The following is a 23,795-nucleotide window of genomic DNA, read 5'->3' as shown; positions in this document are numbered from 1 at the left end:
TACTTATTAAAGGAGGATTTTATCATCTTGCAAACCGTGAAGCTGCATACTAAAGCACGAATTACAGCATTCGGCACCTACGTACCGGAGCATCGTTTGACCAATGAAGATCTATCTGCGATGGTCGATACGAATCATGAATGGATCGTTCAGCGTACAGGTATGATTGAGCGGAGAATTGTTGGTCCTGATACGTATGCCAGCGATTTAGCATATCATGCAGTGCTTAATTTGGCAGAGCGTCATGGTGTGGATGTGCAGACTATAGATGCGCTGCTTGTTGCGACCTCAACTCCAGATGCATTCTTCCCGAGCACAGCGGCTCTTGTTCAAGCCCGACTAGGCATTTCCAATGCGATGGCGTTAGATATTTCCAACGCATGCGCAGGCTTTGTCAGTGCGATGCAAGTAGCCATCGGTCTGATTGATTCCGGCATGCACCGCAAGGTGCTTGTTATCGGCTCTGAAGTATTAACGCGGGCGGTGGATTACCAAGATCGCAGCACCTGCATATTATTTGGCGACGGAGCCGGGGCTATCCTCCTTGAAGCCGGGACGGAACAAAGTTGCTTTATTGCTTCCGGTTCGTTAACGATGGGAGATACAGGGGGCGTATTGCATCGTCGCGCGATAGCTGAGCGCATCGGAGACATTGAGATGAGGGCTGACGGTACATTGTTCCAAAACGGAAGAGAAGTATACAAATGGGCGCTGCAGCAAATACCAGCCGGAGTGAAACGGATATTGCAAGAAGCAGGATACTCAGCGGATCAAGTGGATCAGTTTGTTCCCCATAGTGCCAATCTGCGCATGATTGAATCGATATGCGAACGCTCTGGCATCCCAATAGAGCACACGCTGACAAGCGTACAATATTATGGCAATACTTCGGCTGCGAGCATCCCATTGGCCATTGCCGAGGGGTTGAAGGACGGAAGATTACAGCCGGGGCATCTCACGCTTCTTTATGGCTTCGGCGGCGGCTTCTCGCAAGCGATACTGCTTCTTCGATGGCCCTCTTTTTGACATATAAGCCCTCTGTGGCTTTTTCTTTTTCTTGTTTACTCTACTCTTATCCGGCAACAGGCATACTTCACCCATAAATCTTCAGACAGACTTCTCCCTTGTATCCATAGCAGTGGTTTTCCATTTTCCGTGCTTCTTCATCCCGCCCATCGTTATCAGCGCATGGGCAATCCCTGCTTCTTCGTCCATGTAATCTTAAGCAGATTCTAAGAAAAAAGACGCTCCTATAGCCCTGCATTGCTCGTAAATACAACGTGTCCATGATTCGCTTGGAATACATCTTCGCATACCAAAGTTTGAATCCGTTACAGTTGAATGATTGTCTGTTTCATGTTTTGCGGGCAAATGTCTAGTTACATGCATATTATTACTTAGGTCTTTACACCCCCTACCGGACGAAAAGCATTTATGGATACTTTTAGGGATCTTTTTAAAAAGTACCCTGGCTATCATGCATCGATCAAGCGGATCATTGCCGAAGGCGACTACGTTGTAGTGCATAATCATACGGTTACGGGTCCAAATGACCGTGGAAATGCTATCGTGGATATTTTTCGAATTGAGGATGGGAAAATCGCCGAGCATTGGGATGTCATTCAACCTGTACCAGAGCATTCAGCCAACCAGAACACCATGTTCTAGGAAGAAGACGGGCCCGGAGGACAACGCCGGATTATACGCCTCCGGCGTCCTCTTGAAAACTCCAGGTTTTTCTCCTTTAGGCCTTCTCTCTCATTTCTTAGTGGCTTGTTTATCTTCGTTATCGCTCATCTTCTCGTGCCAGAGCGTCTGAACATCCAGAAGCTCCTGCTTAGGAATGGCATATGCCCACTCACTATTTGGCGGAACAATCCACAGCTCTTCGCCTTGCATATATCCCTTATACTGTCGCGTCTCTGCTGTTCCTTTCTCCTCTTGTCCCGTCACCTCTTGATCCGGCTTCAGCGAAAGGTCCAACGACCAATCCGGTTCATTATTCGCAATATGTGACAAAGATGCAGTCCGTGACGGCTCCTGCTCCGTCATCCAATACCTCATCTTGTTCATCAGCGTCGTGGCGTCATTTTCGGTTATAGACTTACCGTTAAGCAGCCAATTCTTTATTTCACTTTCTTCCTTATTGGCCTCTTGGCTGCGGCCGTCGTCAGAATTGGCTTCCATTGGTGTCTCCGCTTTATCCACATGCTGCAAACGATAGGACTGCCCCGACCAGTTCCATTCGAACTGCTCCACCCGTTCAAGTGGAAAGGTCATAGGCTCCTTCGCAGCAAAGTCGAAGGCTGTTCGCGCCAGGCTCGACAGCGCGGATTGTGATACTTGATACACCGTCCGTTCATCATCTGCCGTTGCATAGAAGAAGCCGGAGACGGGAGACTCGGCACCGACATTGATGCGGTGAATCTTGCCGTCACGCACGGACACGGTGAATGTCTGAGACGGCTTCGCCAATCCATACTTGTCCATGTCAGCAGCATGCTCCTCCACCGTCGACTCCACGCTCACGTTTGATATCGTCGACAACCAATCGTCTACTGGATAGGTATTTATAGGATAGGAAGCCGGCTTGGTCATCGCCCACTGCCCCTTAGTGTTCACCAGCTCCACCTGTTCTTCCTGAATCTGAATCGTCAGGGCGGTAATTTGCTGTGGATCCACTTGCAGGAGCGTATCCTTGGCTTCCTCCTGATTGGTGCGGAAGAAATTGTTGGCTGATGCATACCATAATCCGACTGCGAATACAAGCAGCAGAATGACCGTCGGCAGCGCCTTCTTCATTATCCATGTCTCCTTCTCCACCATAGTCCGGCCCCGACGAGGAGCAGCAAGAGCGGGAAGCCAATAACAGTCGTCCATAAAATGGCCTGCGCTTGACCTGGAGTGAGATATGTTATCTGGTATGCTTCATGCTCCCGCGGTCTAATCGTGACTTGATCATCGTTGCCTTGTAACCAGTTCACACTGTTCAATGCAAAATCGCGATTTCCTTGCGTATAAATGTTATCGTCATCCAAAAAACTGGAACCGCCGATGACAACAGCCTTTGGCTTGCCGTCCAACGTCGTTACCGCCAACCCGAGCGTCAACGGACCATTGATATCTTGATCTCCGCGTTCGCTTCCCTCTTTTATAAGCCGCGCAAGATCTGTTTCTCCATACGATTCGGCTGACGTACGAAGGATCGGTTCCGCTTCCAGCGTATCTGTCGCCTTTGCCTCAAGCGGTAGCCCCAGGCTGAGCATCGTAAGCAAGTTGTATTGCGACAGCTTGGCCGTCAATTCATGCGTACCATACTCGGGTATGATTGTGAATGGATCGTAAAGAATGCTCTCTTTCGCTTCTACCGCTACCGCATGCTTGTTCTCCACCCCTAGCTGCTGCAACAGTCCATCGAGATTGCTCCATGACCGTTCCATCTCAGGATTGAATCCGAGCGCAATGTACAGCTTCCCGTCTCCCTCCGCGTACTTCTTCAGCAGCTGCGCTTCCTTATCGGTCAGGTCCTTGCTGCCACCGAGCAGCATCACGAAGTCTGCATCCTTCGGAATCTCACCTTCGCGGTACAGATTCAATTCCTGTAATTCAATATTATCTTCGCCAAGACTAGAAGCCAACGCCGTCATTTGAGACAGCGGAAGTTCCTGATGACCGGACAGCACATAGGCCTTAGACTTCTTATCAGTTGTCAAGCTGCGCAGCGCCTGCGTCATTTTCTCCTCGCCGCTGAACTTGTAAGCCCCATATCCGTCACCAGCGCTGAACATTTCATACAGTCCAACCGTCTTGCGTTTTGATCCCTGCTCGAACACAATCGAGCTTCCTGCCAGCCCATATTGCTGCGCCAATGACGGCTCCTTCAGCAGGTCATACTGCTGAAACACAATATGACTGTTATGCTTCGCGAGCTCCTGCCCCATATCCGCAACCTGCCGCGTTAGCAGTGGATCATCGTTCGGAGTTAAGAACAGCTTCATATCAACTTTATCTTGTATCGACGTCAAGGTCGTGGTCGTCTGTTCCGACAATGTAAATGATTTGTTTTGCGTCAAGTCCCACTGAAATCCCGTTAACGACTGTAAAAAATACGTCAACAACACAAAGATGCCGATAACGGCGGCCGACAGCAGAGCAGCGTTCGTTCCTCGCAGCCATTTTTTCATAATTCGTTACCTCCACCGTTTTCTTTCAAGCACCTGAATACTCAACACGACGAATACGGCCGTCAATGTAATGAAAAAGAGGACGTCCGCGCCATTTAGCACCCCTTTCATGAACGAGTCCAGCCGCGTGTTCATTGCAAACGGCGACAGCCATTCTCCGAGCGTGCCAGAGGATGATGCGGCCCAATCCAACATCGTCCAGAACGTGAGCAGCATGACAAAAGAGGCGATCGCCGTCACCATCTGATGCTGCGACAAGGTGGACGCGAACAACCCCACCGCCGCCATGGCAGCCGTCAGCAGCAGCATGCCGATAATGGATGTAATCATCATCTTCATATCCAATGTGCCGTAAAATGACATAACGATGGGATAAATGAGAGTAAAGCCGACCAGAACTACCATTAATACGAGGGCTGCGGCATATTTGCCGAGCACAATTTCAGTCATTCGTGCCGGGGAAGTAAGCAGCAGCTCATCCGTTCCCTGTCGGAATTCATCCGAGAAGAGCCTCATTGTCAATAAAGGAATAACAAATACGTACATAAAGGTCGCGTTGCCCGACACGAGCCGGAAATCGATGATGCTAGGCTGAAACATAACAAAGTTCATATAAAATAAAATGCTGGAAATGAGTACATACACCGCAAAAGCAACATAAGATGTCGGCGACGTAAAATAAGCATGCATCTCCTTGCGAAAAATGGCATTGAACCTACGCATCACCTGATTCCTCCTCCGTTGTCAAGCGAGTGAACACATCCTCAAGGCTCGTCATTTCCCGCTTCATTTCAAGCAGAGGGTACCCTGCGTCTGCCAATGCGTAGAATAGCGCTTCGCGCACATCGGAATGATCCTGTGATACGACGCGCAGCTTTATTGTCTCTCCTGATTCCGGCGAAGGAACGCCTGGTTGTGAGGTGGACAGCTCATAATTGTCGACGCATACCTGCACTGTTAAGTCCGCCTCCTGTCCAGCCCCTTCTAGACCCGTGTCGGTATGATCCATAGTTGTAATCGGAGCCTCATCAACTTCTTCCTTCCGGTAGGCCTCTTGAAATCCATCGCCGACAATTTGGACTTCCGTCACAAGCGGCAAGGCAGACACCACTTGAATAATAGACTCAGTCGGTCCTTTCACTTCCAAATGCAAACTAACCTCTTGCCCCATGGCCGTGCCTAATCTGTCCGGACGTTCGTCCAGCACGATTTGTCCTTGATGAATAATAAGCACACGGTTGCACAACATATTCACTTCGGGGAGTATATGGGTGCTGAGCAGCACCGTATGCTGCTCCCCAAGCTCACGGATCAGTTGACGAATCTCAATAATTTGATTCGGGTCGAGTCCCGATGTCGGCTCATCAAGCACAAGCAGATCAGGCTCGTGGATTATGGCCTGTGCCAATCCCAGCCTTTGCTTGAACCCTTTCGATAGACTTCGAATCATTTGTTGCTCTCTGCCGTGCAATCCAAGCTTGTCCAGCATTTCATTGATACGCTTCTTCTGCTCCCGAACCGGAACGTTCCGCAAATCGGCCACAAAACGCAAATACGACATCACGGTCATCTCCGGATAAAGCGGTGGTGTCTCAGGCAAGTAGCCTATTTTGCTGCGAGCTTTAGCACCGTGTTCCGACATGGATAGCCCGTCAATGGTTATGCTCCCGCCGGTCGGGTTCAGATAGCCCGTAATCATGCGCATCGTCGTCGTCTTACCCGCGCCATTCGGACCCAAGAAGCCGACGATTTCGCCGCGCTCCATCGTGAAGTCAATGTGCTGTACGCCACGACGTTCGTCGAACATCTTACTGACGTCCTTCACTTCTAACATAATGACCCTCCTTGTCCTAACCTTCCGTGGACGGCACCCGCAAGCCACATGCGGCGTGCCCTCACAGAATGCTCCAACAAGCATCATACCCAATGAACTCTAATGTGAGATTAAATGAAACTGAAAGCATACTTAAAAGTTTGTGTCTGAATTGTGAACGATATCAATCCGCAATTCAGCTTTCTTTAGAGGTATATGCATGATAAGTACGTTCCAATCCTTCAAGAAGAGAGACTTTCGGAGACCATCCCATATCCTGCCGAAGACGCTCGTAACTGAGACAGCTGTGACGTATATCCCCTAATCTCTGTGGAAGCTTTTCCAGCTGTGCAGGCTTTCCGCAAATGTGCAGCAAATGATGAACAAGCTCATTGATGGAAGTTGTCTTCCCCGTTCCAACTTGCCATAAGCCGTCCTTGCGGCATTGGGCTGCACGCAGGCATGCATCCACAACATCCCCGACGAAGATGAAGTCCCTCGTCTGTTCTCCGTCCCCATGAATAGTAAGAGGAGCATTGGCATGCAGGCGGTCTATGAACAAGGCGATAACACCACCTTCACCTTTTGGCGTCTGTCTCGGTCCGTACACATTCGCAAAGCGCAATATCGTTCCATTCAGACCATGTAAGCGGGCAAATAATTGAAGATAGCGTTCAGCCGTTAGCTTGGATAATCCATAACAGGAGAGCGGCGCTGGGGGCTGATGCTCCTCATACGTATCAAGGGCAATGTCTCCATATACGGCTGAGGTTGAAGCGAGCACCACATGCCGCACCTTCGCTTTCAAGCATGCGGCAAGCGTAACCAAGGTGCCTTGAATATTGGTTCGCATATCTATTACCGGCTGCGCAATGGAACGCTTAACATCCGCTTGCGCGGCAAGATGAAACACAATTTCCGGCTGGATGAGCTCTATCTCCCGCCCCGCTGCTTCTTCCGCGATATCCAGTTCATGAAGCACCGCTTGCGGTGTAACATACGATTTCCCTCCTGTACTGAGGTTGTCAAGGATATGCACCTCATGTCCTTGACTGATTAGAGCATCCACGAGATGTGACCCAATGAAGCCCGCTCCACCCGTTACAACGATTCGCATTTTATTTACCTCGTCTCCCACTCAATCTACTGTTCCGTTTCTAGTCATAGGATCGGACCCTATTTCAACACGTCAACCTCCGTGAACGTCTCCATTCCAAGCGTACGAACAATGGATTGCTCGTTGTTTTTCATTTGCACAGACACCTGCAATGGATGATGCCCTATAATGGTTGTAAACACTTGAAATCCATACGGTCCAGGTGAAAGCCGCACGTCCGATATTTTAAGCACGTCACCTGGATTTCCCTGCTGCGTTATTCTATGAATATGCTCCGATACGATGACCCTGTTGCAAATAAGGCGTACCAATACGTTCGCCCCTTGAGAATGTTGGTTTTCAATTCGAATATCTGCATATTTCACCATCAGTTCATCATTAACGAGCGGATTATCTAATAATTCGGAATAGTACACTCCCAAATTCACGCTGCTCCTTCCTTTGGCTGCTGCCGATGTTCATCGCTAACAACATATGCACAATACTCCATCACGGCAAGGGTATGCGCCTAGCAAGATGCGCCTATAGCATCCCCTCACTTCAGAGGGGAGCACCCAAATGTTCAGCAGCCGAACCATTGGATGCTCCGTCTTATTCCTCTCGGCGTTACACTGACATCCGCTGCAAAAACTTAGCAAGAAGCGGTTGGTACCGGCTGTTCGTCTCTGCAGCCTCTTTGATTATTGCGGCTCCATGCTTCATCGTACCCATGCCACCGTGCCAACGGTAAGCCGTGAATGGCTCATCGACGAAATGAAAGTCAAAGCCGTTCAATATGGCCCGGTACCAAAGATCCAAATCGTGCGTAAACGGGAGATCCTCGTTAAAGTTACCGATATATTGCAATAATTCGCGCTTCATCATTACCGTACATCCGTTCACCGGATTGAATTTGAAGAAGCTCTGATAAAATTCGCCCATAGACGGGAATGTTACGGCCGCACGATGCTGCGTCACTTGGCTGTATCCATTGATGTTATCGAAATTCGTGTGGCAGATGTAGGCGTTCCACGTCATCATATACTCCAACTGCTTAACTAGTTTGTCAGGATAAAACAAATCGTCGGAGCTCAGCCAAGCAATGTATTCTCCTGAAGCATACTTGATGCCATGATTAAGCGCGGATGCCGTCCCGCCGTTCGCTTTGCCCAAGTAATGAACGCGATCCATATAAGGACGAATGCGCTCCGCATACTGAGTGGAACCGTCATCAACGACGATAATCTCGAATTGGGGATACGTTTGCTGAAGCGCACTGTGAAGGGCCTGACCCACAAACAGATCGTTATAAAACGGGATGATAATCGTTACTAATGGGAACGTAAAATCCTTCAATGGAGTTCCCCCTCCTTCCGATAATAATGCAGAATATCAGCCACGGATTGTTCAAATGCGCGCAGCGGTGCCCAGCCCCACCGCTCAGGAAAAGAGATGTCATTGGGTTTAACGCTGGAGTATGGCTCAGTCTCATCGCCATATTGGAATTCGACTGGTACTAGCGAACAGCGAGCGAATGTATTCGCCACACTCCCCAAACTGCGATACCGGCCGCTTTCAACGGGATAAATGTGTCCTTGCTTGCCATGCTTGAGAATGAGTTCGTACGCTGCTGCCGCATCCCGCACATCGAGGAAATCTCGCTGTTCATGTCGATTGGATATGTTGAAGCGCGGCGGCCCTTCTCCTTTTTCCGTCTGCACAATATAGCGTCCCAGCAAGCCGCAAATGCCTGAAGAGGAACCAGGGCCGATCAGATTGGACGGCTCTGCCAGCAGAACGTCCTGTGCAAACAGATGAGCCCATCCGAGGGCGGCTAATTCTTGCAATGTCTTGCTTAAGGAGTAGGGATGAGACGGCGAAAAGACAGGCGCATAAGATGCTTTCAGCTTCGATGTAACGATCAGAATACGGCTGTTCGGAGTCAGGCGGAGCGCGTTCAACAAATGCAGCGTGGACATTACATTCACATCCAGCATGTGAAGTGGATCGGACCAAGAATCCTGTACGGAATTCATGCCGGCCAGATGAAGCGTATAATCCGGATGCACCTGCTTCACCACTTCTGAGACCCGCTCACGATCTTGCAAATCACACATGACCACTTCCGCTCCCATCGCTGACACATCAGCATCCGCACGCCGCGTAAGGGCAACGACCCGCATCCCGGAATTCAGAAAATGACGACACGCATGACGACCGGTAAATCCGGAAGCTCCGGTGACGAGCAGTGTCCCGCCCCCGTTCATCGCCAATGCATCCTTACCGCTAATTCTGTCACCATGGCGATATACGAAGGGAGTGGATAATCAGCATCGGCACGTGTATTGGCCAATGTACGATTAGAAGCAGGCTCATCGGTTGGCACAATGTCTACATTGACTTTCAGAAATACATCTTTGAACAACGTCAGTAGATCATACTTATGAATCGGTTGCGGATGCCCCAAATGGACTAAGCCGCTTATTCCGCGCTGAAGGTAATGATGAATAGCACGCGCCAGTTCCCATGTCGTGACTCCATTCCACCACACTTGACGATAGCCCTGGATTGTTCCTTCTTGACGGAGAAACCAATGCAGCAGTCCGATGCCTTGCGGTCGGATTTCAGGTCCGATAATCGAGGTGCGTATGGTGAGGTGTGGTGCAACGGTTAACTCACCCAGCTTTTTGGTTACCGCGTATAGAGAGGATCCATCTGTTTTATCGTCTTCCCGGTACTGCCCTTTAAGCCCGGAAAACACACAGTCAGTGCTAATATGAATGACACGCGCTCCCATTCGGTCAGCAATCTGCCGCAGACGATGCGGCAGCAGTCCGTTCACTTGATAGGCTTCGATCGGCCTTTGTGCCGCCGCTTCATTCAACATGCCGACGGCATTGATGATGACATGAGGACGCACGGCAGTTACGAGTCGTTCCACTTGCTCCGTATCGGTCACATCCAATATTAGAGCGTGTTCATCTGTTGCATCACGGCACGTATAGAACAAGGCGACGTTCCTTTGTTCCCGGAAGTAGCGGACCAGAATATGGCCCGCCATTCCGTTGCCCCCGATGACGAGAATTTTCATTTCAAGAAGCCTCCCCGCTTCAGCAGCGCTGCGATAGCGTCTTTATTCATCAGATCGTGCTCTGAGCTGAAGCTGGAGAAATCGACCGGAGAGTATCGGCTGTATTTCTCTTTTAACCTAGGTAAATCAAGGGTCGGCAAAATAACTAAGTAGGCGTCGTCATACACGATAGTCGTCAAACTTTCATATTCGCTCATCAATATTTCATGAATTTTCTCACCGGGACGAATGCCTGTCTCGACAATGCGCACATTATCTTGACCCGAATGATCGATCAGCACTTCTGCCAAGTCGATAATGCGGCAGGTCGGCATCATCATGACGAAAACTTCACCGCCGAAGCTCTCTTTTGTCGCTTTAAACAAAAGCGTGACCGCATCTTGCAAAGTGAGAAAAAAACGTGTCATTTTTTTATCGGTAATTCCAATTTGGCACTTCGTCTTGATTTGATTCATGAACAGGTGGATAACGCTGCCGTTGGTGCCGAGCACATTGCCGCCGCGCACACAGACGAATTTGGTAGAGGAACGCAGCAGATTTGCGTATACAATCAACTTTTCTCCGATCGCTTTGGTCATGCCATAGAAATTCGACGGGTTAGCTGCTTTATCTGTGGAGATGTAAATGACCTTCTTCACTTTATTTTCAACTGCTGCCTCAATGACGTTCTGTGTTCCAATGACGTTAGTCTTTAATGCCTCATACGGCTGTTCTTCACATACAGGCACGTGCTTGAGTGCAGCGAGATGAAAGATGTAGTCCACTTCCTGGCACGCGTGCATGAGCGCATCCTTGTCCCGTATGTCACCGACGCAGAAGCTTAACCTATCATCTTCAAACGCACGGCTCATCGCCACCTGACTTGATTCATTGCGAGAGAATATCGTCACTTTTTTCGGATTTTGCGGTAACAGCTGCCGAACTAGCTCATGTCCCCATGAACCGGTGCCGCCAGTCACAAGAATGCGCGTGTCATTAAACATGGATGTTCCCTCCAAGCAAAAATTTAACTACTTTATCCGATACATCCTTCGTTACGTATCCGTCCGGACAGCTCCAGCCGGTAGGCAAAGCCGTCATAATGGATACCGCATCAACGATGTTGTCGGCTTGCAATCCGGATACGACGTTGCTTCCACAATCAATGGTTTCGGGACGCTCGGTCGAATTGCGGATGGTTACGGTCGGCACCTGAAAGATGCAGCACTCCTCCTGTACGGTGCCGCTATCTGTAATGGCACAGCGCGCATGCTGCTCCAGCCGGACGAAGTCAAAAAAACCGAACGGCTCATAACTCTCGACTAGCGGATGCAGCTTGATACGATGCTGGGTCAATTTAGATCTGGTTCGTGGGTGAATGCTGAAGATTAAACGGAGCTGTTGTGTCTCGGCAATGGTATTCAAGCTTTGCACAATTTGAATCAAATGCTCGGGGTCGTCTACGTTCTCTGCGCGATGGGCTGTCACGATGAAATATTGCTGCGGCTGTAATTGGAGCTGTTCGAGAATGGGGCTTGCATTAATTTGCGCCTGATAATGGAGAAGAACTTCGTAAATCGGGTTCCCCGTCACCACGATCCGCTGGCTGGGAATGCCTTCGCGAATCAAATTCTGCTTGCTCTGTTCGGTGTACGGCATGTTAATGGAAGAAATCGCGTCGATGACGCGGCGATTCTTCTCTTCCGGCACCGCCAAATCAAAGCAGCGGTTGCCCGCTTCCATATGCATGACGGGAATGCCTATACGTTCAGCAATGATGGCAGATAAGGCGCTGTTCGTGTCCCCGAGCAGCAGCACTTTGTCTGGCCGCTCTTTCTCCAAAATGATTTCGACATGCTCAAACATGGAAGCAAGCTGTCCGCCGAAGCTTTGCTGCTTATGGTTTATCACATAATCAGGCTGCCTTAATTGCATCTCTTCAAAAAAGATGTCGCTCAATGTATGGGTAAAGTTCTGTCCCGTATGCACGATGACATGACGCCCGGCCAGTCGGTCTAGCTTCTTCATCGTGACACTGAGACGAATGATTTCGGGACGTGTTCCGAGAATCGTCATGACACGCATCGCACTTATCCCCTCGTTTCAAAAAATATTTAGTCTGCTTCCTGAATGTAAGCAGGAAATAGTTCAAGAACGTTTGCGGCGCTGCGCGCGCTTGCGCCCTTGCCGCACTCTCCTGTTCCCGCTTCTGCGAATGGCCCGGATGCGCCGCTTCGGTGAAATGCGCAATCGCCTCAGTACACGCCGACTTCTTCTCACCGTGCGGGCTCGGCGCTTGCGTTTTCTACAGCGCGGCCGTTCTTTCCGCGTACCTTCTACCGGAGCGGGCGGCGCTGTCCCGGGCATTTCCACGGCTGCTCCTTTCGGCAGAGCAGCAAGCACAGCATCTGGCAGGCGGCGGACATGTGCCGGATCCGCATACTTGAACCGATGAGCTGCGGGAATAGGACGATACGCACCATGGTCCTCCAAGTAAACGATAGGCGGTGAGCCTTGAATGAGACGATAGATAGCGGGATTATGGATGACGTGCTGAACAAGTATGTGAGCTAACCGATCTCGGTATGTTCCTGCGCCGAACTCCCGCTCCGCCGCTTCCCGATTGCGTCTGCCAAGCGCTTCGGCTTTATCCGGATGCAGCGCCAAATTTAACACCTTCTGCGTTAATTGGTTCACGTTGCCCGGTTCGGCCATGGATTCCCTATTTCCGGTAGCCCGCATAATTTCCGCTAATCCCCCCGAACCGTAAGCGACCACCGGTTTGCCGAACACGAGACCCTCCAGCGCAGTTAAGCCGAAGCCTTCCGGGGCAAGGCTTGGTATGACCACAATGTCCATTGCAGGGTAAATGGACTGGACGGAAGACACAAAATGAATAAAATGAAAGCGATTGGCGGGCGCTGATTTCACCATGTCCTTGCATGTTTTAAAGTACGTTTCATCCGCCGGGGCGCCAACCACCACGAAACGCGCATCCTTGACACGTTCGCTTACTTCAAGGGCCATGAGCAGAAAGTGTTCCAAACCTTTGTTGGCGTATATGGCGGAGGATATATAACCGATGAGATGGTGAGCGGGAGAAAGATCAAGCTCATACCGCTTCCTTGCCCTGAGCTCGGGCCATCGTTCCGGTTCCAATGAATCCATGTGCCAAGAGGGAGGCAGCACGTATACAGGAACATGCGGCTCCGCAACATAACGGCGAAACGGCGCAAGGGTAGTCTCCGAGACTCCGATGATTCCATCGCTGAACATTCGAATGAGCGAGACGGCATTGGAGGTGAATGCATTATCCGCAATCGCTTCATTAATCTGCCACAGCACCGGTATGCCTAGCGACTTGGCGGCAAGCGCCGGCAGCGCATGCACCGAGGTGTTGGTCAACACGATATCCGGTCGCAGGTCGGCCAGAAGCCGAACGACCGCATCCCACTCCGAATGCTGCCGTATATGCTCAAGCTCGGCATGCAAATTCGCCGACGGCAACACCATCGAGTAGAACAATCGGCATGGCTGGACAATAAACGGAATCTGATAGGCTGATGCTTGTGCAGACAACTGTCCCGCTTCAGGTACAACAAGCACGCAATCGTAGTATGCCTGCAATTCACGAGTCAGAAAGAGAAGCAGTTTTTCAGCGCCGGTAATGTAAGTCTTGTTGCATAAATGGGAGAATAAGAGCATCTTTGGTTTCATCAGGTTATGCCCGTTCTGCCGTCTTGCGGGGAACAGGTATCATTCCACCTCCTTTGCCAAGGTACTACAGTATATTAGTCCACGACGGGTATCGGCACGACATTTGAACCTAATACAAGCGTACAATTTACGAAGCAGAGCCACTTGTCCGTTTCCAGTTCCTGTTTACTCTAGCAGCCGCCATACAGTTCCGTAGAAATCCGAATCTATGAATTATTAGAAGACATCAATCAGTTGCAAAAGACAAAGTTCATACATGAAAATAGCGCGTTCAAACTGACGGTGATTCGCTTCATCCGATCCTTTGCTTCATTCTCCCCTTCCATCAGGAGGCGGTACGTCCTTTGACATTCTTGTTCACCGCCATCGTGATCGGCCGTTTCATGGCAGGATATACGTAACCGCATGAGCCTTAATCCTCGACGCTCTTCGGGTGAATGGAGCGAAAGGCCACTGCACGGAAGTCAGACAACATGTTTTCGATAAAAAGGAAAGGGAGTTCTGCGCTCTGAACATCTTCTATTCCGATTTTTATGAATTCTGTAAACTCAAAAAAACTCGCCCTTGCAAGGACGAGTTTGGCTGTGGAGAAATCTAGAGATTTGTCGATCGCCCATTCTCATAAACAACACGATTTCATGCGGTGGGTGACTGCGATCGAGAGCCCGCCAGAATAAATTCCGATAACAAAAAAGAGACCTGATCCGACTGTGTATAAATGACGTAATCCGCACCGAGAAGCCGGTAAATGGAACGCGGATGATGACGCTTCGTTATTAGCGTAATCGGCTCACAAGACCATTGCCGGCATACTTGAAGCAGTCGACACGACAAAACAAAGCTTTGTTCGAACAAGAAGAAGCGCCCCACTGGCACTTCGGGTATATTCCATTCTTTAGGATCAGTCGTGTTGACTCGACATACATGCGCGACACCCAGCTTCTCCATTCGCTTCACAAGCCGACCGTTATTGGCGATAGCCGCAACGGAAAGACCTGCTCCTCTCAACTGGCGAATGAAATCGACGCCCATGGCATTCGGTGCGAACACGGTAATGATTCGTTCCGCGTCGTACATATTCAATTCCCTCCTGTCGTGTCCGATGCCCTGCTTTTAGAAGAAAGAGGTGCGTCGACAGTTAACAGTCGGGCGCGCCTCTCTCCGTACGCTTACGAGGTTAGCTGACGGATTCGGAGGCGAAGAGTCCCCCTACCGGACCAGACGAATTGTCTGGCTTCCAGATTCACCCCTTGCGAACGGCCATACCGGCATCATCCTGCCAGTCAGCTCTGTCCGCTTCATTTGGTTCCCCCGTTCCCGCCAGACAGCGGGATTCAGCGAATAAGACGCAACGGATTTCATTGATACTGCTGAACTGAATCTTACCCCTTTCCCGGGCTTGGTGTAAATGGAAATGAAAGCTTGTTACAAGCAATCCGGCGCAAATCTGGATATAAAACAGCTCTTTCTCTTCATCAATGGATTCATTTTCTCATCAACGCTCACTGAAGCTTATCCCCTCGTGATAGGAAGAGATAAATGAAGCTTTTCACTTGAAAGTGGCAGTTGTAAGCGATTTACTTGTCGTTTCACTCCAAAATACTCCTTTGGCAACCCGATAAGAAGGCGCACAGACATAACAAAGCCCGGACGGTAATCGACCGGGCGCTCCATCATCCGAAGATGATGCTTAACATCTGATTAAGGCGGTTCGCATAAGTATGATCGCGCAATGTTCTGGCCAAACCACGAAGTGCAATCTCGCGGCGTTCCTGCTCATGTGATAAATAGTAATCGATTTTATCAAGCATCTCTTCCGGTGAGCTATACGTTTCGATTTCTTCTCCTGGTGTATAGAACCGGGCTAAATCATCGCGCACGTCGGTCAATTGCAGAGTGCCGCAGCTGCATATTTCAAAGGTGCGCGGATTCGGGGAAGCTGCAGTGATGTTGGCGGAGTTCTGATTGACCGATTCGTCATCATGTGCGCGGTGCATGTTGATGACGATTTTCGTACCGTTATACGACGCTGCGGTCTCCTGTGGATCCATCCAGCGGCCGAGTTGGATGTGATGCGCATATTTTCTGAATTCGGAAAGGCGGTCCCACCAGAGACCGGAAATGACGATGTTGCGCTTGATCAGCTGCGGCAGAATCGGTTCAATCGACTTCACCCGATTCCAATATGCCGAACCAATAAAGGTAAGATCTTGCCGGAGCGGAGATCTCGTCTTGATGGGACGGAATTGACCCGGAAAGGCGGCGAACGGCAAATAATGCGCGTTCGCGCCAATCCCTTGATAGAACGGAACGCTGTTCGCTTCGAGTGTGAACACATAATCATAATGCGTAACGATATCGGCCATCATGCTCGTATAGTACGGATCGTCCGTAATCCACAGCGCAGTGCGTATGCCATGAGCGCGGATTTCATCCACTTGCTCGACTGGGAAATCCATTCCATCCAAGGCGACGACAAGATCAGGACGAAGCTGGACTGCCGTTGCGGCGACCGGGTCCCGTGGTCCTGCCACGGACAGCTGGCCTACCATCCCCTGGAACGTCGAGATGATGCCTTCATCCAACGGAGAGTATGGGTATCCTTTTCCGGTCGAAACATACAAGACATGCAAGGGGCGAGATGACACCTGCGCTTGTGTCGTATTCACAATATAATCCGCTCGCCCTCGCAAATATCCCTCTTGGTAGCCTCCTTCAAAACCGGCTTTGCGTCCTTGGCGGCGAGAATGCTCCCTCGGATGAACCACCCCCGTACGGATCCGTCTTCTTCGCCGTATACGAAATGTTCGCATGAGATCTCTCCTTTTGGTCATCAGTGGTTTTAAGAGCTAACGAATGTTTCCAGCAGCCGTTGTACGCGATGCTCGAACGTATGCTTAAGCAATGTCGTGTGCAATCCTTGCACTGCGACTCGCTGCCGGATCGTTTCATGCTTCAAATAGTAATCGATCTTGCTCATGAGCTCCTCAGGACTGGTGAAGGTCTCAATATCCACGCCCGGCGTATACATTTCTGCAAGCTCACTGCGCACATCGGTCATTTGCAGCGTACCGCAAGCCGATATTTCGTAGGTTCTCGGGTTTATGGACTCCCCGCCTAACTGATGGCTGTTGCGGTTGTCTGAACCATGCTCGACAGGCCGGTGTACATTAATAACGATTTTAGCGCCGTTATAGTACGTTGCCGTTTCTTCAATCGGTACCCAGCCTTGACGAATATGCGGACGGAGAACCGCATACCGGCTTAATCGCTCCCAATGTCCGCCCGCAATGATTACCTTCTTGTCAGCAAGAAAGGACGCCATATGGTCGAATAGGTTCACGCGATTCCAGAATGCATTGCCGATAAAGCAAATATCGTGCGAATAAGCAGGTTCGGCACGCAAGGGACGAAAGGTGGAGATCCCCGCTCCAAGCGGAAGATGAAACACACGACTGCATCCTAACTGCTTATAAAACGAAACGCCGCTTCGCTCATGGGTAAAGATGAAATCGTAGTAAGGAGCGGCAGCAGCCGTATCTTCTGAAAAGTAAGGGTCATCCACAAACCAAACTGCCGTCTTCATCCCCATCTGGCGAAGCCGCCCAATATGCTCAAGATGTTCCGGGGGATACACGTGCAAGCCGTTCATCACAAGTACGAGATCAGGCTTCATCCTCTCTGCTGCTTCCGCCATCTGAGCGGGCTCCACCTGTGCGCATTCTCGAGTAAGCTTCGTTAACGCCTCGCATACGCCTCGGTCAATTGCGTCAAATCCTTGCGGTACGTAAAGGACTCGCAAATCGAAAGAAGACAGCTGCGGCTTAGGCGTGCGCTGAACCGTTGCTTCGCATAACCCCATTCGATACCCTTCTGAATACCCGCTCCGAAAGGCATGCGTCTTGATTCTCGTCCTTTTGGTATTGCGATCTTTTCTCATGCTTCGTTCACCCTGCTTCTGGCGCAAGCGGCACAGAACGCCATGAAATTGTTTTTAAACACGCTTCATCATATGCCGCCCCGGCAAATGCATCATGGACGCTTATCCTTATGATTCAAAAAAGGCGGTTACCCAACCCCATTTCATGATGATGGAGCAACAAAAAGGCAGACCGACAACCCGCGAAAAGTACGCAAGCGTCAGACTGCCTATGCTTCGTGTTTAAACAACCTCATATAATTATGCTTGACCGGAATATGCCATCTGATGCCCATCTTCAAATCCTTTGGCAAATCCAGCATTGAATCCATCATTATACGTCTCGTTAAATCCTTGGTTATACGCCCCAGTGGAGGCTTCGGATTTGGGTAATCCTCTTCTGCGGCGGGCCGTAAGCTTCTTATGGCGCCGCTGGGAGCGCAGCGTCCGGCGAAGACGCGACCGCCGCGAGAGCAGCCGGCTTTTTCCGCCCCGCCGCAATGCTCTTCCTGCTCGAAGTGTTGCCTTCCGACGTCTGCCTGCGATCCGGGTCCGTCGTACTCGTTTGACCTTTCTCAATTGATTCATCCTCCTGTGCTCCTCGGGTTAAGATACGCTGCAGCTTACAAGCTGGATGCAACCATGGCGATGTAGGAGTTCCTAAGGTTAGCTGGCGCGAACGCCAACCCGTAATCATTCCGCACAAGCTAAGCTGATAATCGGATAATAGGCGGATATTGTCTTTTATTCGCTTTGCAGATGTATCGGAATGATCCGCAACATCCGCAACTTGCTCCAACATGCGAGCTAAAGCCGTTTGACTACGCACAATAGCTTGAATCATATCGATTCTTGCCCGCTGCTCCTGCTCCCTGTGCATCATTACAACTTATCTCCCAAATCAAATTCTCCACTGAAAGATCCGTCCGCAGTACCGTCTCCGAATCCACCCGAGCTACCGCGATCCAGCACCGCCTTCATGTTGTTTGAGAGACTGAGCTGTAATTTCGTCAAACCGTCGATGACCTCTATGATTTGCTCGTGAACTTCCAAGGGATCACTCAATTGATCTTTATGAGTGACAAAGGCGCTATCCGTCAAATGGTTCAATAACCAATTACGCATTTTTTCGGCTTCCAGCGCTTTCGCTTCAAGTATCATGGACACGTTCCACTGCATTTTTGCCATAGCGTCAAGTATTAAATGGTAGGACCGCTCTCTGCTCACCTGACACCATCCTCCTTACACTGTGCTTTATTCCTCAGAATCATCGTTCAATTCTTTCATAATGTGCTGCAATTGTTCTGCCATCGCTTCTTCCAGCTCCGCTAAACCGTTCAAATAAGCAACAATGTTCTTGGACACAGTGGCCGATTGCTCCTTCAGACCACTAATGCCCTCAAATTCAGGATGGACATCCGGCAGTGCGTGAATGATTTGAGCCATGCGGACCGCGACTTGACGCTTAGCGTCCAATACTCGAGCCATATGCTGCTGTGAATTCGATATGTGCACGATAATTTCACTAACGATATGTTGCATGGTCTTACCTCCCAAATCCGGTACACGAATGGCCGGCAGCCTGCGGACGTATTCAGCCATTACCTTCTACAACATATGCTACGCCTAAGGAGACGTAAACGGGCCAATCGCCCAAAACGCGCACCGATCGAATAAAAAAAAAGAGCATGCGTACGGCTCTTTACGCATACTCCAACGATTACAAATGGTACGCTTGGATAATGGGAGCCGCCATAATGGGCAGCCCTTCTTGTAAAGATTGCCGTTCCTTCTCCGTTCGAACGGTCATTTTCCCATTAAGCTGCCAGCGAGCAACCGCATGCTCGCTCATCAACTCCCGGTACGAATCCCCTTGACGTTGGTACCATCTCCCCGTTTCAGTCGTAAACACGCCCCCGTCCGGTATCGTTCCGTCCGCAGCCGATCGCTCGTTCCATTTGTGAATGGCCGTGGCCGCATTCATAACCGGACCGGTAGCCCATCCCCGCAAATCAAGCTGGGATACTTTGACGACGGGAATATTCAGCTTGCCCTGGATTGGGTATTTGGTTCCATGCTCGATCCAATACAGTGTCTCCGTCAATCCGGTGACCGCGACGTGCGTCGGATAATAAGCATGATTTCGCTCAGCCGGAGCACCGTTGTTCCGCTCACGTACCCGATGAATCCAATCGTAGGGATTGCCCCACTTCTTGCTGAAGAAGGCTGCATTCCGATTGTTTACCTCTTGGAACTTATCTCCTAACGCCTTCATGCTGGCACTGCCGAAATGATGAATGAACGTATCGCGGGCAATCATCAGCTTGCGCCTGTTTAATCGGACGCGAATGATATAATCTTCATCTTCGAAATTACCGACTTCGAAGCCTTCATCGAAATACCCCGTTGCCTCGAACAATTCGCGCCGGAACAAGAGACAGAAGCCGACAAGGCGATCGATGCGCTGCCATTTCCCAGCATTGGGAACGTTATGCTTCGCCGCAAAAGCGTACATATCTTCTATCTTTTCATACGGAACCGGGATTTGCTGATCACCGCTAATATAGTTCGTAACCGGACCGACCATTCCAATACTAGCGTCGCTATCCAAACAGTTCAGCAGATTGGATAACCAATTCGGGGTCACAAGAATATCGTTGTTAAGCAAACATATCGTGCGGCCCTTCGCCATCATCAATCCGGTATTGATTGCCCCAGAAAATCCGCGATTGATTTCATGGATGTGAAACCGAAGTTGACTAATATGCCGATACAAATATTGAGGGGTGGAATCCGTCGAAGCATTATCGACTACGATAATTTCATACGGAACTTTCGTATGCTTTTGAATGCTCGCTATACATTGCTCCAACAGCTCCGCCTTATTAAAAGTCGGAATGACGATGCTCGTGCCCTCAAAAGGAACACCGTACTGCTCTTGACCGGCACGCAGGCCTTCTGCATACCCAACCGAATACCCTTGCTCATGTCGCTCGTATTTGATTTGTTGTTCAGACATTGGCTGCGGAAACGATTCAGAACGCCGCCGGCGCAGTTGCAGCTTGCGTACAGATCGCCGTTTACGGGCCATAAGGCCTCACCTCCTTAGCTGTGCTATCCGTCGACTGAAATTACAAAGAAGCCTCGCCGCGGGCAATTTTATTGGCTAGATGACCGAAATCGAGTGCCACTTTACCGAACTGCTCGGCAATGCGCTGCGATAAGATAACGGCAGGAATGCCTGCAGCAATAAGTGCCAAATCATAGTCATGCCGTGACACCTCACGCAAGATGCGAGGAACATCACGAACTCCCATGACCGGAGTAATGACTCCGGCAACAGCTATGCCGCGCTGGCTCAGCACCTCCGCCAACTCCAGCCCTGAATTCCCGACAATGAGCACCCTGCGTCCTTGCATCAGTTGAAGCAAGTGCCCTTGCTGCGCCAACAAATAGTTCACTATGGAGCAAGTAAGACGCATTTGACGAGTTTGCATACCGTAAGCGCGCAAAGTTGGATAAAGCAGTCCCTGGAAATTAGGCATGCGGGAGGTTGGCACGCCGACGAAGGTGGCTTTCCGTACCGATTCAGCCAATTGCTCACGGTACTCATGGTCAGGGACATCTATCCCGGCATACCCTAAAAAGGGTCCTTCTTTACGCACCAAATTAGACGACAGCACTTTATCGTGCGCCAGAGCGAGCAATTCACCGTCCCCCAACCGAACGACCGATAATGGAGTTCGCTGCTCAAGCGCTTGCTGCATTTCGATATACACGGTTAACGGAGCGATAAGCGGCTGCAGCAAATGCCCGACTTGTTCGAATCCGAGTGCAATGACGTGCTCTACCGGAATGTCCGGAAGTATCATATCTTCGGGAATAAGGCGGGCTAGAAAAGCTTCACCGCCTTCATATTTACCTTTGCGGAATCCATCTTCATAGGAGGTCCGCTTCACCACTTCCACATCAATAGTTGGCGCAGGAGGCTCAGACGGAGCTTCAATAACCGGACGCGGCTGCTTTTTCCGCGTCCACTTTTTCCCCCGTTTGCTTAACTGTTTCTTTCGCCGCGTGCTCAGACGTTCTGGCAATGTTCTGCGTTTGAAGCGTAATGCAGCAGCCGATTTGTTGCGACGCTTCGCAGGCAGAGCAGGAGGGGCCGGCACAATCTGCGCCTTCCGCGTCGTTGTCGTTGACATGCGTTCACCGTCCTTTTCATCCTCACGGACCATTCGGTGCCGTTCGGCCAAAGATGCCGGTTCAGCGTCCCTCGAGGTAAGCGCCGGAACGGACGCGTTCCCACCAGCTTCGATTCGTTACATACCACATAATCGTTTCCTTCATCCCCTGCTCTAACTCCTTGCCTGGACGCCAGCCAAGTTCTCGTTCCGTCTTCGCCGGATCAATGGCGTACCGTTTATCATGACCTAATCGGTCCGCCACGAACGTAATCAAGGACTCAGGCTTCCTCAACTCCTGCAGCACCATGCGCGTCACCTCGAGGTTGGTGCGTTCATGATGTCCGCCAATGTTGTACACTTCACCCGCTATCCCTCGCCTTAATGCCGCATCTATCGCTGCACAATGATCCATCACGTATAGCCAATCCCGCACATGAGTACCGTCACCGTATATCGGAATCGGTTCGTCATGAAGCGCGCGCAATATAATAGTGGGGATCAATTTCTCGGGGAACTGTCTTGGTCCGTAGTTGTTCGAACAGCGGGTAATGATGACCGGCAATCCGTAGGTTTGTGCGTAAGAGCGTGCTAACAGATCAGAGCCTGCCTTGCTTGCCGAATAAGGACTGTTGGGCATGAGCGGTGATTGTTCCGTAAAGTACCCGGTATCTCCCAATGTCCCATACACTTCATCTGTCGATACATGTATGAATTTCGGTGTCTCATAGCGTCTTGCCGCTTCTAGCAGGTGGAACGTTCCCAGCACGTTGGCACGCACGAATGCCTCTGGATGGACAATACTGCGATCTACATGAGATTCTGCAGCAAAATGAACGACTCCATCGAACGGATTCTCGGCAAATATACGCCCCACTTGCTCTGCGTCCGTTATATCTGCCCGAACAAAGCGATAAGCGTCCGAATGAGCGATGTCTGACAAATTATCTGGATTGCCAGCGTAGGTGAGCGCATCGATGTTCGTAATGTGCAGATCATCATAGCGAGATAGCATGTGCAGGATGAAGTTGCTGCCGATAAACCCCATCCCGCCAGTGACAAGCAGCTTTCTCACAGGTGCACCCCCCGAAGTTGAATGGCCGCCTCATGCAGCGATTCAAAAGTCCCGGCGTCAGTCCACCAATTTTGCATAATATCATATTGAAGCTTGCCAGCTTGAGCATAACAATTGTTCACGTCCGTAATTTCCAGTTCTCCGCGCGCAGACGGAACAATCGAATGAATATGATTGAACACATCGGTGTCGTACATATATATCCCGGTAACGCAATACGAGGATTGCGGATGCTTCGGCTTCTCTTCGATTCGCTTGATGCGTTCCTTGTCTGCAGCATCAAATACGGGAACACCATACCGGCGTGGATCGTGGACGTGCTTCAACAGTACGCGCGCTTCCCCTTGAGGCTGCTCGTGGAATGCCTTCACAAAAGGAGTCAAGTCGTCTTGGAATAGATTATCTCCCAACAGCACGACGAATTTCTCGCCTGGAGCAAGATAGGGTTCTGCTAAAGACAGAGCTTGCGCGATGCCTCCCGCTTCCTCCTGAATGGCGTAAGTTACATGAACGCTGTGCGCTCTCCCGCTGCCGAAGTAATCGGTATATAATGCAGCAGAAGATTTGCCAATAACCATAAATATATCTTTGATGCCTGCCGTGCGAAGACGTTCAATGCCATAGCTTACCATTGGATGCTTCCCTACTGGCAGCAGATGCTTGTTAATTAGCTTAGTCAATGGATATAGACGGGTGCCAGTGCCTCCCGCCAGAATGATTCCTTTCAATCCTTCTCCCTC

The 23,795-nt window shown here is 50.4% G+C and carries 23 protein-coding genes, 1 pseudogene and 1 riboswitch; of the genes and pseudogenes, 2 read left to right on the top strand and 22 right to left on the bottom strand.

All coding sequences use genetic code 11. The features are described 5' to 3' along the window. Positions 1 to 27: 27 nt before the first annotated feature. Together M3650_RS10670 and M3650_RS10665 are read left to right on the top strand one after the other, a co-directional pair. Positions 28 to 1,026 (top strand): ketoacyl-ACP synthase III, encoded by a 999-nt coding sequence (locus M3650_RS10670; RefSeq protein WP_251574579.1) that lies wholly within the window; start codon positions 28 to 30, stop codon positions 1,024 to 1,026. A gap of 393 nt (positions 1,027 to 1,419) precedes the next feature. Next, a pseudogene (locus tag M3650_RS10665) lies at positions 1,420 to 1,668 on the top strand (nuclear transport factor 2 family protein); the annotation flags it as partial. Between the two features lie 90 nt (positions 1,669 to 1,758). On the opposite strand, the gene M3650_RS10660 reads toward M3650_RS10665, so the two are convergent. The 22 genes from M3650_RS10660 to M3650_RS10555 all read right to left on the bottom strand — a co-directional run bounded on the left by M3650_RS10660 (position 1,759) and on the right by M3650_RS10555 (position 23,783). Then, a complete protein-coding gene (locus M3650_RS10660; protein WP_251574577.1) occupies positions 1,759 to 2,802 on the bottom strand; it encodes a DUF4340 domain-containing protein in 1,044 nt (347 codons plus the stop codon). After that, the gene (locus M3650_RS10655; RefSeq protein WP_251574575.1) at positions 2,802 to 4,184 is read right to left on the bottom strand and encodes a GldG family protein; all 1,383 of its coding nucleotides are present in this window, start codon (positions 4,182 to 4,184) and stop codon (positions 2,802 to 2,804) included. The genes M3650_RS10660 and M3650_RS10655 overlap by 1 nt, the downstream gene beginning before the upstream one ends. A gap of 6 nt (positions 4,185 to 4,190) precedes the next feature. Then, a complete protein-coding gene (locus tag M3650_RS10650; RefSeq protein ID WP_251574573.1) occupies positions 4,191 to 4,907 on the bottom strand; it encodes an ABC transporter permease subunit in 717 nt (238 codons plus the stop codon). Then, positions 4,900 to 6,018: an ABC transporter ATP-binding protein gene (locus M3650_RS10645; protein WP_251574571.1), complete on the bottom strand. Its 1,119-nt coding sequence runs from the start codon at positions 6,016 to 6,018 to the stop codon at positions 4,900 to 4,902. The genes M3650_RS10650 and M3650_RS10645 overlap by 8 nt, the downstream gene beginning before the upstream one ends. A 175-nt stretch (positions 6,019 to 6,193) precedes the next feature. Continuing rightward, entirely contained in the window at positions 6,194 to 7,114 is a 921-nt protein-coding gene (locus M3650_RS10640; RefSeq protein WP_251574569.1) for an NAD-dependent epimerase/dehydratase family protein, read from the bottom strand. 59 nt (positions 7,115 to 7,173) lie between these two features. Then, the gene (locus tag M3650_RS10635; protein WP_251574567.1) at positions 7,174 to 7,542 is read right to left on the bottom strand and encodes a hypothetical protein; all 369 of its coding nucleotides are present in this window, start codon (positions 7,540 to 7,542) and stop codon (positions 7,174 to 7,176) included. Between the two features lie 178 nt (positions 7,543 to 7,720). Next, positions 7,721 to 8,449 carry a glycosyltransferase gene (locus M3650_RS10630; RefSeq protein WP_251574565.1) on the bottom strand — a complete coding sequence of 243 codons (729 nt, stop codon included), beginning with the start codon at positions 8,447 to 8,449 and terminating at the stop codon, positions 7,721 to 7,723. Next, complete coding sequence (locus M3650_RS10625) at positions 8,446 to 9,360, bottom strand: NAD-dependent epimerase/dehydratase family protein (protein WP_251574563.1); 915 nt, start codon at positions 9,358 to 9,360, stop codon at positions 8,446 to 8,448. Before M3650_RS10625 ends, M3650_RS10630 begins: the two co-directional genes overlap by 4 nt. Next, positions 9,357 to 10,184, bottom strand: a complete 828-nt coding sequence (locus M3650_RS10620) for a dTDP-4-dehydrorhamnose reductase family protein (protein WP_251574561.1) — start codon at positions 10,182 to 10,184, stop codon at positions 9,357 to 9,359. Before M3650_RS10620 ends, M3650_RS10625 begins: the two co-directional genes overlap by 4 nt. Further along, on the bottom strand, positions 10,181 to 11,167 hold the full coding sequence (locus M3650_RS10615) for a polysaccharide biosynthesis protein (RefSeq protein ID WP_251574559.1): 987 nt from the start codon (positions 11,165 to 11,167) through the stop codon (positions 10,181 to 10,183). Before M3650_RS10615 ends, M3650_RS10620 begins: the two co-directional genes overlap by 4 nt. Continuing rightward, positions 11,160 to 12,248 (bottom strand): non-hydrolyzing UDP-N-acetylglucosamine 2-epimerase, encoded by a 1,089-nt coding sequence (gene wecB, locus M3650_RS10610; protein WP_251574558.1) that lies wholly within the window; start codon positions 12,246 to 12,248, stop codon positions 11,160 to 11,162. The genes M3650_RS10615 and wecB overlap by 8 nt, the downstream gene beginning before the upstream one ends. A 63-nt stretch (positions 12,249 to 12,311) precedes the next feature. Beyond that, a complete protein-coding gene (locus tag M3650_RS10605; protein ID WP_251574556.1) occupies positions 12,312 to 13,880 on the bottom strand; it encodes a glycosyltransferase family 4 protein in 1,569 nt (522 codons plus the stop codon). Positions 13,881 to 14,516: 636 nt separating this feature from the next. Beyond that, positions 14,517 to 14,957 (bottom strand): hypothetical protein, encoded by a 441-nt coding sequence (locus M3650_RS10600; protein ID WP_251574554.1) that lies wholly within the window; start codon positions 14,955 to 14,957, stop codon positions 14,517 to 14,519. A gap of 73 nt (positions 14,958 to 15,030) precedes the next feature. Continuing rightward, positions 15,031 to 15,230: riboswitch (cyclic di-AMP (ydaO/yuaA leader) on the bottom strand. Positions 15,231 to 15,553: 323 nt separating this feature from the next. Next, positions 15,554 to 16,693 (bottom strand): CgeB family protein, encoded by a 1,140-nt coding sequence (locus M3650_RS10595; protein WP_251574552.1) that lies wholly within the window; start codon positions 16,691 to 16,693, stop codon positions 15,554 to 15,556. Positions 16,694 to 16,722: 29 nt separating this feature from the next. Further along, positions 16,723 to 17,820, bottom strand: coding sequence for a CgeB family protein (locus tag M3650_RS10590; protein WP_251574550.1), 1,098 nt, complete (start codon positions 17,818 to 17,820; stop codon positions 16,723 to 16,725). 400 nt (positions 17,821 to 18,220) lie between these two features. Next, positions 18,221 to 18,682, bottom strand: coding sequence for a hypothetical protein (locus M3650_RS10585; RefSeq protein WP_251574548.1), 462 nt, complete (start codon positions 18,680 to 18,682; stop codon positions 18,221 to 18,223). Beyond that, positions 18,682 to 19,026 (bottom strand): alpha-helical endospore appendage domain-containing protein, encoded by a 345-nt coding sequence (locus M3650_RS10580; RefSeq protein ID WP_251574546.1) that lies wholly within the window; start codon positions 19,024 to 19,026, stop codon positions 18,682 to 18,684. The genes M3650_RS10585 and M3650_RS10580 overlap by 1 nt, the downstream gene beginning before the upstream one ends. 27 nt (positions 19,027 to 19,053) lie before the next feature. Continuing rightward, the gene (locus M3650_RS10575) at positions 19,054 to 19,341 is read right to left on the bottom strand and encodes a nucleoside-diphosphate sugar epimerase (RefSeq protein WP_251574544.1); all 288 of its coding nucleotides are present in this window, start codon (positions 19,339 to 19,341) and stop codon (positions 19,054 to 19,056) included. A gap of 178 nt (positions 19,342 to 19,519) precedes the next feature. Next, entirely contained in the window at positions 19,520 to 20,890 is a 1,371-nt protein-coding gene (locus M3650_RS10570; RefSeq protein ID WP_251574542.1) for a glycosyltransferase family 2 protein, read from the bottom strand. A gap of 40 nt (positions 20,891 to 20,930) precedes the next feature. Next, positions 20,931 to 22,001 (bottom strand): GT-D fold domain-containing glycosyltransferase, encoded by a 1,071-nt coding sequence (locus M3650_RS10565; protein WP_251574540.1) that lies wholly within the window; start codon positions 21,999 to 22,001, stop codon positions 20,931 to 20,933. Between the two features lie 61 nt (positions 22,002 to 22,062). Then, complete coding sequence (gene rfbB / locus M3650_RS10560; protein ID WP_233696966.1) at positions 22,063 to 23,055, bottom strand: dTDP-glucose 4,6-dehydratase; 993 nt, start codon at positions 23,053 to 23,055, stop codon at positions 22,063 to 22,065. Next, positions 23,052 to 23,783, bottom strand: coding sequence for a sugar phosphate nucleotidyltransferase (locus M3650_RS10555; protein WP_251574538.1), 732 nt, complete (start codon positions 23,781 to 23,783; stop codon positions 23,052 to 23,054). The genes rfbB and M3650_RS10555 overlap by 4 nt, the downstream gene beginning before the upstream one ends. Positions 23,784 to 23,795: the final 12 nt, after the last annotated feature.

Origin of the sequence: Paenibacillus sp. MER TA 81-3 (assembly GCF_023713585.1) — a bacterium.
GTDB lineage: Bacteria > Bacillota > Bacilli > Paenibacillales > Paenibacillaceae > Paenibacillus_B > Paenibacillus_B profundus.
Note: the sequence above shows the minus strand (reverse complement) of the source record. Positions and strands in the feature narration are given on the sequence as shown.

Excerpts from the sequence above, each read along its gene's own strand:
- M3650_RS10640 (WP_251574569.1), bottom strand. The coding sequence starts at position 7,114 with ATGCGAATCGTTGTAACGGGTGGAGCGGGCTTCATTGGGTCACATCTC.
- M3650_RS10650 (WP_251574573.1), bottom strand. The coding sequence starts at position 4,907 with ATGCGTAGGTTCAATGCCATTTTTCGCAAGGAGATGCATGCTTATTTT.
- M3650_RS10660 (WP_251574577.1), bottom strand. The coding sequence starts at position 2,802 with ATGAAGAAGGCGCTGCCGACGGTCATTCTGCTGCTTGTATTCGCAGTC.
- M3650_RS10645 (WP_251574571.1), bottom strand. The coding sequence starts at position 6,018 with ATGTTAGAAGTGAAGGACGTCAGTAAGATGTTCGACGAACGTCGTGGC.
- M3650_RS10585 (WP_251574548.1), bottom strand. The coding sequence starts at position 18,682 with ATGATGCACAGGGAGCAGGAGCAGCGGGCAAGAATCGATATGATTCAA.
- wecB (WP_251574558.1), bottom strand. The coding sequence starts at position 12,248 with ATGCGTGTCATGACGATTCTCGGAACACGTCCCGAAATCATTCGTCTC.
- M3650_RS10570 (WP_251574542.1), bottom strand. The coding sequence starts at position 20,890 with ATGGCCCGTAAACGGCGATCTGTACGCAAGCTGCAACTGCGCCGGCGG.
- M3650_RS10625 (WP_251574563.1), bottom strand. The coding sequence starts at position 9,360 with ATGAACGGGGGCGGGACACTGCTCGTCACCGGAGCTTCCGGATTTACC.
- M3650_RS10615 (WP_251574559.1), bottom strand. The coding sequence starts at position 11,167 with ATGTTTAATGACACGCGCATTCTTGTGACTGGCGGCACCGGTTCATGG.
- M3650_RS10595 (WP_251574552.1), bottom strand. The coding sequence starts at position 16,693 with ATGCGAACATTTCGTATACGGCGAAGAAGACGGATCCGTACGGGGGTG.
- M3650_RS10575 (WP_251574544.1), bottom strand. The coding sequence starts at position 19,341 with ATGCAACATATCGTTAGTGAAATTATCGTGCACATATCGAATTCACAG.
- M3650_RS10605 (WP_251574556.1), bottom strand. The coding sequence starts at position 13,880 with ATGAAACCAAAGATGCTCTTATTCTCCCATTTATGCAACAAGACTTAC.
- M3650_RS10655 (WP_251574575.1), bottom strand. The coding sequence starts at position 4,184 with ATGAAAAAATGGCTGCGAGGAACGAACGCTGCTCTGCTGTCGGCCGCC.
- M3650_RS10590 (WP_251574550.1), bottom strand. The coding sequence starts at position 17,820 with ATGAGAAAAGATCGCAATACCAAAAGGACGAGAATCAAGACGCATGCC.
- M3650_RS10620 (WP_251574561.1), bottom strand. The coding sequence starts at position 10,184 with ATGAAAATTCTCGTCATCGGGGGCAACGGAATGGCGGGCCATATTCTG.
- M3650_RS10565 (WP_251574540.1), bottom strand. The coding sequence starts at position 22,001 with ATGTCAACGACAACGACGCGGAAGGCGCAGATTGTGCCGGCCCCTCCT.
- M3650_RS10600 (WP_251574554.1), bottom strand. The coding sequence starts at position 14,957 with ATGTACGACGCGGAACGAATCATTACCGTGTTCGCACCGAATGCCATG.